Genomic DNA, 6,943 nt, shown 5'->3' with positions numbered 1-6,943 from the left:
ATTATCTTTTTCCTGTTGTTTGATTCCGAAGTTATTTTTTAGTTTTATTTATTTATAAATGTGTAACAATCACGATTTTGACATTTCATGGAATCAAACAATAAGCACAAGACGAAATAATCATCTTGAACCCACTTTTGGCTGTTTTTCAAGTGCCATGAATTCTTGCAAAAGTAGTGATTTTATGACAGAATTTCATTTGTTAATGAATTGTTGATGAATATTCATTTTACTGGTCAATTTCAGGAAATCAACGGCGACAACGACAACTTCACAATATGTCTGATCTTTTAGTAATGCACTTTTTTAAAAAATGATTTGAAATAAAACGATATTTTTACATCAGAATTTGGATATTGTATTTTAAAGAATCTTGAAAATTGTGAATAAAACTGATTATTATGCACATTTGCAACCTTGAATTCAGGTGTACATACGTGACATGATTCAATAATTTCATTTTTTTGAAAAAAAAATTACTCGCATTATGTAAGCCTTCCTGCTGTTTCCACTGAACAAGATGGTAACGTCGCTGGTGCTGCTTCGAGTACGAAAATAAAAGTTATTAGTCACCGCAATTAGCCTTCAAGAGCAAATGATGTGGTGACCTCTTGTCAAAATTGGAGGCATGAAGGCGAAAGAAGTTGCCAATAGCTCGCCCTGCCTCAGATGATGCCACCGCCTACCTTACTGTCTATTGATATCATCCCGAAGTGTTAGAGATGATTTCAGAGAAAAATTACACACATGAATCAGCGGAAATGACGGTAATTAGATCAATTATGAGAGGAAATTGAATGTCAAGATCCATTTTCAGAGGGCGTAAACACAGGACAGACTGAACGATTTGATGTCGATAGGGAAATCGCCACATACATAAATGTACGCAAAAATTATTGATTCATTTCTTTTCTGAAATCAAGATTGATAAAAGCCTCATCGAATTGAACTAGGTTTTTCATGACATTTCACCTGTGGGCAGTACAGGAACAGAAATACGGAAATTTTTTGTTTGTTTTTGGGATTTCAGCTCATTTTCATGCAATTCGTGAGTAGCTTCCAACTATAAATATCATTTTTTTCATTGATAATCCATGTGGCCAGAAAATATTATCCAAAATAAGCCAGAACTCGTAATAGGCTCGACTACCAAATTTTTTCTTAACACTTTCAAATTCTGCAAAGGAGCAGAGCTTGGGGACTCTAATTATATCGCATATAATTATTGATGAATATGTCTACTGGTTTATAATTTTCTAGTTTACTCTCCATTTTATCCATCCATGGCCGTGCGTGTTCTGTCTTCTCTCCCTCCTATATCTTGCAGGTCATGTCTCGCTAGGGCGAGAGAACACGCACAGGTAAGAGATGCAGAGAGTCACCTGTACGAGAATGGGAGGCATAATATACCTGCCAGGGACGTCCAGAAATGGGTTTTTAGAATTTCGGAAAGCAGAAACAGAAAATGATGACATTTTTGCACATTAAAAATGTTTAATTTAATTAATATAATTTAGCTGTTATTTTTAATCAAAATATCTATTGTAAAATCTATATGCTGTTTCATCTATCTTGCACTTTTTGTAGATCCTATCTGAGCTATGTTTCAAACCTTGGTTGCCATTAAAGTTTGTTATAAAAATAGTCCGCCGCACAAGAAGCCAGACTACATAATATCACTCAACTAAATTTTCAGAAGGAAAATCAACCTTAATTCCAATGAAGCGTCATTGAAATTTTTTCCATATGTTCAAATGGCAACTATCAAATCAATCCCATTACATTTTTTGTCAACCTGAATGTAGTGAGTAGAGAAAAGCATGATAACCTTATTAAGGCCATCGAATTAAATTAGGTAGATTGATCTCGATAAGAGATTTTTTATATTTAGACTGTCATTAACATCGAAAATTCCTTATGTTTGGTCATTTCAGTGATCACGCTATTCTCCTCCTTTCAAAAATAACCACTTTGCAAAAAGGGGAAGAGAGGATTTCACGTCCGACGTTTACCCCTGCTCAGCGGCCTAAATTTTACATTTAATATCGTCTTCTAAGCTTTATGACTTATTTCTCGTTTTGATTGGGGAGATTATTTACTCTTTTCACGGCAAATTGGCTGATTATCACCATTTGAGCATCTCTAAGCAAGTATATGGCTAGCGTGCAACAGAGCTAGGAGTCAAATCAGTGCGTCAGTTGTTGGAATTGAGATAATTGGCCAGTTTACCGTGAAAGGAGTAAATAATCTCCCCAGTTAAAACGGGAAATAAGTCATAAAGCTCAGAAGACGATATTAAATGTGAAATTTAGGCCGCTGAGCAGGGGTAAACGTCGGACGTGAAATCCTCTCTTCCCCTTTTTGCAAAGTGGTTATTTTTGAAAGGAGGAGAATAGCGTGGTGATGTTTTGGAAGCTAGAATTCTCTGTATTTTTCTTCAAAATTTCAGAAAGCAGAAACAGAAACGCTTATTTTAATTTCGGAAAACAGAAACCAGAACATTAATGGCCAAAAATACCCGGAAAACAGAAGAAAAAAACAGAAACGGCAATTCTGGACGTCCCTGATGCCTGCATAGCGTTTTCTTTGAGTCTCTTCCCCGTGCGTGCTCTCTCGCCCTAGCGAGACATGGCCTGCAAGATATAGAAGGGAGAGAAGACAGAACACGCACGGCCGCGATAGATGAAAAGGAGAGTACTAGATGAATCGAAAATAATTTTTAGGAGCAGCAGGGTTGTAACGGCCCGGGCCGGGGCCTGGATTTTCAGAAATGACCGGGGCCGGGCCGGGCCGGGGCCTGGATTTTCAGAAATGACCGGGGGCCGGGCCTTTATAACTCTGTTTACAAACACCTTCCTTCCTCTTCTTCTTCCTTTTCTCCCCTATGTCCCTCTAGCTTTTCTCCAACCGTCTTTATTTTTTAAAAATACAGAAATTTTGCAAGTCGCCGTTTTTGATAGTTTCTGCCACTTGCGCTCTTGCTTCATATAGGTGCATTTTCGTATCGAACTGCGAAATTTTCAGATTTTTAGGCCAACTTAAACAGATATTTCAGCAGTCGATGAGAAATATCGAAGCAATATACTGAGATTTCGCTGCTTTAGATACGCGTCTTAAAAATGAATCTAGACTCTCAAGTTAGTAATTATTAAAAGTCATGTTATTAAACATTTCTGGTTGCTGCCTTTATTCGTTTAAAAAGTTGCTTTTTTGCTGATTGTTGATCGATGATAAAGACTACGCTACCTTTCTCAACTGAAGACTAGTGCCTAGAAAGATGGAGCGAGGTTCTTTTTCCTAATAGATTGCTCTATTGTGATATTTCCTTTGTTCATGTAAATGACTGCTAAATGAGATGGAATAAATTCTCATTTTGAAATATGCAATAACTAGATGAACTATCATTTGATATAGAAATTTTCATAAATAACATTAATTTTATGAATTAGTCAATCGGATTGAGTATTGGCTGATAATGAAATGGGGCCGAACCGAAGAAGCTCAAAATTCACTAAAAGCCGTGTGGTTTATGACTGAAAATGTGATTCGGGCCGGGGCCGAAAATTTTTTGAAGATGTGGGGGCCGGGCCGAAAATTTGCGGCCCGTTTACAACCCTGAGGAGCAGTATACACTCTTATTATGAGTAATTTTACACTATGTCTAGATTGTAAAAATTAAGATCAAGAGGTAGAAAGCGAACAGTTTTTCGAGAATATCAGCCCGCCGCCGAAGGCGGCGGGCGGAGGTTTGTTTTCGCTTTTAGGTGCTGTTCGGATTCTATCGTGTTTCCCTATTAACCTTAAGCAATACATATTTTTTTGTAAGCCTGTTCGACAACTACGTATTGCTAAGGTTAATAGGGAAACACGATAGAATCCGAACAGCACCTGCGATCCCGCCGCGGTAGCCGCCTGAGACAGGCGGGAGACCGCGTGAGCCAGACCACGACGTACCGCGCCTTGGTGCCCGCGACCAGGTCGAGCTTGGCCTCGGGACCGACACCGGAGGCCTGAGCCGCCACGGTCAGGCCCTGGGTGTCGTTCGGGGCCTTGTCGGCGGTGGAGGTCAGGATCTGCAGTGCGTACGGCGACCCGACCAGCGTCAGGTCCACCGAGCCGACCGCCTGCACGGTGCCGAGGTCGATCAGCAGCCCGACCCCGGGCTTGTACACGGTGATGTCCGGGCCGTCCTTGTAGGTCTGGGTCTCCCAAGCCGTGTCCGGGTCGCCGTCGGTAGCCAGTGGCACCTGGCTGGGGTTCTCCTCCGGCGTGCCGCCGACCTGGTAGGGGTCGAAGTCGCGCACCGACGCGAGGTCCAGCACCTGGCTGGTGGTGGCCGACCGCGACGGGGAGGTCTTGCTGGTGCCCGGGGTGTCGGTGTCGCTGTTGCGGCCGAGGCTGAACGCCAGCGCCACCGCGGCGACCAAGACGAACGCACTCGCCACTCCCACGACCAGTCGCAGCCAGATCGGCCAACCGCGGCAAGGCGGCGGCGCGTCGTCATCGATCTCGGGGTCGGTCCAGGCGGCGGCGGTCGAGGTGGGACGGTTCGGTGCCGGATACGTCGTCGCCGGGTACGCCGCCCCAGCCGGTCGTTGGGCCGGTCGTTGGGCCGGTCGCGGGACAGTTCGTTGGGCAGCGGGCGGCAGGGGCACCACCGGGGTGACCGGCGCCTGGGTGTCGTCGAAGTCGTCCTGGAGCGCGGACAGGTCGAGGGCGACGGTGTTCTGCTCGATCAGTGCTTCTCGGGCGACCGCGGGAAGCGCGACCGCGTCGCCGAGGTAGTCGGAGAGGACCGCGCGCACCTCCGCGGCCGTGCGCGGTGTGCCGGCGGCACCGGGCCGGTTGAGCACGCTGTCGCAGAGCACGTCGAGCTCGCGAGGCACCCCGGCGCGCACCTGGCGAGCGCGCATCAGATGCCCGTGATCGCGGGGGGCGGCGCTGAGACTGGTGGTCGTGCTCCCGGGCCAGGCGCTGGTAAGTGCCGCATACAGGATCGCCACCAGGTCGCGGACGTCCTGCTCGGGCGTCGCCTCGTTCTGCCGGCGCAGCACATGCTCGACGCAGAAGCCGACCAAGCTCACCTGTCCGTTGTCGCCGACCAGCACGGTCTCGGGGACCAGGCGGCCGTGCGCGACCCCGGAGTGGTGCGCGTCGACCAGCGCATCGGACAGTTCACGCACCATCCACGCCGCCCGCCGCGGCGGCATCGGCCGCTCGCTCACGAGCTTCGCCAGAGGAGTCGCGTCCGCCCACTCGCTGACGACGTACGCCAGTCCGTCCTCGTCGGCGGCGTCCAACACCCGCACCTGGTGTTGTCCGCTCAGGGAGGCCGCGGACCGCGCAGCTTCGATCAGGTCCTCGGCCCGTGGGTCGTCGGCGGCGATCACGTTGACCGCCACGTCGCGGTTGAGGGTGAGGTCGCTGGCCCGCCACAGCCCGGCACCGTCGTCGCCCTGGTCGACCAGCTCGCGGAGGCGGTAGCGGCCCGCGAGCAGGGAGCCGCGGCTGATCGGCGCCGCTGCCTCTGCCACCTACGCACCCCCCTTACCCGAGTCTCGTACCTGCCCATCGTAGAGATCGGCTCGGGATCTCGATACGTTCGCTCGTTCCTCGCGAACACTCGATCACCGGGAGGCTCGTCGAGTGCGCAGGCCTCGGGTGCGCGGGCGTTTGGTCACCGGGAGGCTCGTCGAGTGCGCCGACGGAGGAGGCGTGTATCGAGACGTCGGTCGGTGTCGGGTCGGCGTCTCGATACGGCCCTCGGCTGGCGCCTCGGACCACTCGACGACCGGGAGGTTGGTCGAGTGCGCCGACGAAGGAGGCGTGTATCGAGACCTACCGACGCAGTCTCTGACCGACTACCCGGACCATGTCGGTCAGCTCGGTGATCCGCATGGCTCGGGCGCACAGCAGCAGCACCAGCAGGTCGACGACGGCCAGGACCGCGAGCGTGACCACGGCCCATGCCTTGGACTCGCCGGGGTCGGCGATCTGGTCGAGGCCGATCCGCACCCCCCACGTCGTGAGCGCCGCGAGGCCCCCGGCGATGCCCGATTCGCACGCCGAAGCGGACCAGTTCGGGGGTCTCCAGGCCACCCAGCAGCCGGCGGAGCACGGCGTAGGACACGACCAGCACCGATCGCGTACGCCGCTCCGTACGCCAACGCCAGCCTGGGCGCCACCGCCTCCGGGTCGATGCCGCGGGTCAGCGTGAAGGCCAGCGCGATGTTGCCGACCCCGATCACGCACTGCACCCAGAACACCGTGCGGTTGCGTTCGAGCGCGTAGAAGCCGCGCAGCACGATGTAGTGGCAGGTGAAGAACAAGAGCGCGATCCCGAAGGTCGCGAGCGTACGGGCGAAGTCGTGGGTCGCCGAGGTGGCGGCGCCGTAGCGGGAGACCAGGTTGGAGACCGGCAACGCGATCAGCGGCAGCACCAGCGCGAACGGCACGATCAACGACAGCGCCGACCGCAGCGTCGTCGACACCTGATGCGCGAGGCCGGGCAGGTCGGCATCGCGCACGTACGCCGCCAGCCGGGTCAGCACCGCGGTCGCCAGCGACACGGTGATGATCGCGTGCGGGGTCATCACGACCAGGAACGTGTTGGAGTAGATCGTGTAGCCGGTGCCCTCGCCGGTCTTGGTGCCGGCGGACGCGATCCGGACGACCACGGAGTAGGCGATCTGGTTGACCACCACGAACAGCACCGTCCACACCCCGAGGCGGAACGTGTGCGCCAGGCCGGTGCCGACGAAGTCGAAGCGCGGGCGAGAAGCGGAAGCCGGCGCGAGCGCAGGTACGGGACGAGCACGAGCCAACTGGATCGCGATGCCGAGCGTCGATCCGAGCCCGAGCAACAGTTCCTGTCCTAGGTGAACCCACCGTGCTACTCGGCGCCCCGGCCGCCGTGCCGAACACGACCAGGTAGGTCAGCCGA

The 6,943-nt window shown here is 52.1% G+C and carries 2 protein-coding genes; both read right to left on the bottom strand.

Features of this window, described 5'->3' with window-relative positions; all coding sequences use genetic code 11:
• Nucleotides 1-3,854: 3,854 nt before the first annotated feature.
• The gene (locus tag QM779_RS05950; protein WP_428533006.1) at nucleotides 3,855-5,534 is read right to left on the bottom strand and encodes a protein kinase family protein; all 1,680 of its coding nucleotides are present in this window, start codon (nucleotides 5,532-5,534) and stop codon (nucleotides 3,855-3,857) included.
• 345 nt (nucleotides 5,535-5,879) lie between these two features.
• Nucleotides 5,880-6,863, bottom strand: coding sequence for a lipid II flippase MurJ (locus tag QM779_RS05945; protein ID WP_428533003.1), 984 nt, complete (start codon nucleotides 6,861-6,863; stop codon nucleotides 5,880-5,882).
• Between the last annotated feature and the right edge of the window lie 80 nt (nucleotides 6,864-6,943).

This window comes from Propionicimonas sp., from assembly GCF_049840635.1.
Classification (GTDB): Bacteria; Actinomycetota; Actinomycetes; order Propionibacteriales; family Propionibacteriaceae; genus Propionicimonas.
The sequence above is the reverse complement of the archived record's forward strand: the minus strand, read 5'-3'. Positions and strand labels throughout refer to the sequence as shown.